Below are 904 nucleotides of genomic sequence, written 5' to 3'. Positions count from 1 at the left end.
GAAGATGTCCTACCGCCGCATCCTCATCGCCACCGACGGCTCCGACCTGTCCGGCAAAGCCGTCGACCACGGGCTGTCGCTTGCCCGGATCTCTGGCGGCCGCGTGGTCGCGCTCAAGGTCGTGCCGCGCTACCCGCGCAGCTACTTCGAGGGCGGCTCGCCGGTGGATGCCGCCGAGGCGCGGCGCATCGAGAGCCAGTGGGCCGCCGGCGCCCAGGCACTGCTGGACGGCATCCGGCAGCTGGGCGATGCGCAGGGCGTGAAGGTCAAGCCCGTGGTGGCCAAGTCGGACCTCGTCGCCGAGGCGATCATCGCCGCGGCCGCCAAGCACGACTGCGACCTGATCGTGATGGCCTCGCACGGCCGCAAGGGCGTCAAGCGCCTGCTGCTGGGCAGCGAGACCCAGCACGTGCTCACGCACTCCACGGTGCCCGTGCTCGTGCTGCGCTGAAGCCGCGCCGCCGTGCGGGTGGCTCAGTGGCTGCCCAGATACAGCTGCGCCATGCGCTGGTCTTCCAGCAGCTCCTGTGCGGGGCCGTGCAGCACGCAGCGGCCCTGGTCCAGGATGTAGCCCTGCTGGCTGATGGCCAGCGCCTGCCGCGCGCGCTGCTCGACCATCAGCACGGCCACGCCGGCGGCGGGCAGTTTCTGCACCATGTCGAACACCTTGCCGACCAGCGACGGCGCGAGCGCTGCCGTGGGCTCGTCCAGCACCATGATGCGCGGCGACGGCATCAGCGCACGGGCGAAGGCCAATTGCTGTCGCTCGCCGCCCGAGAGGTTGCTGGCCGGCTGCGGCAGCCGCTCCACCAGGGCGGGGAAATCGGCCAGCACTTCTTCCATGCGCTGCCGGAGGTGCTTCACGCCGCGCACCACCTGCAGGTTCTCGCGCACGGTGAGCGAG

2 protein-coding genes are annotated in these 904 nt (G+C 71.2%); one reads left to right on the top strand and one right to left on the bottom strand.

Going from position 1 to position 904, the window contains the following annotated elements:
- A partial coding sequence (locus tag GVL52_RS31410; RefSeq protein ID WP_200847927.1) for a universal stress protein occupies positions 1–451 on the top strand: 451 nt, incomplete at its 5' end.
- A gap of 23 nt (positions 452–474) precedes the next feature.
- Here GVL52_RS31410 and GVL52_RS31405 read toward each other — a convergent pair.
- A partial coding sequence (locus GVL52_RS31405; protein WP_160012648.1) for an ATP-binding cassette domain-containing protein occupies positions 475–904 on the bottom strand: 430 nt, incomplete at its 5' end.

It is taken from the genome of Rhizobium sp. 18055 (assembly GCF_902706285.1).
Taxonomy (GTDB): domain Bacteria; phylum Pseudomonadota; class Alphaproteobacteria; order Rhizobiales; family Rhizobiaceae; genus Rhizobium.
This window is presented reverse-complemented; position numbering and strand designations above follow the sequence as displayed.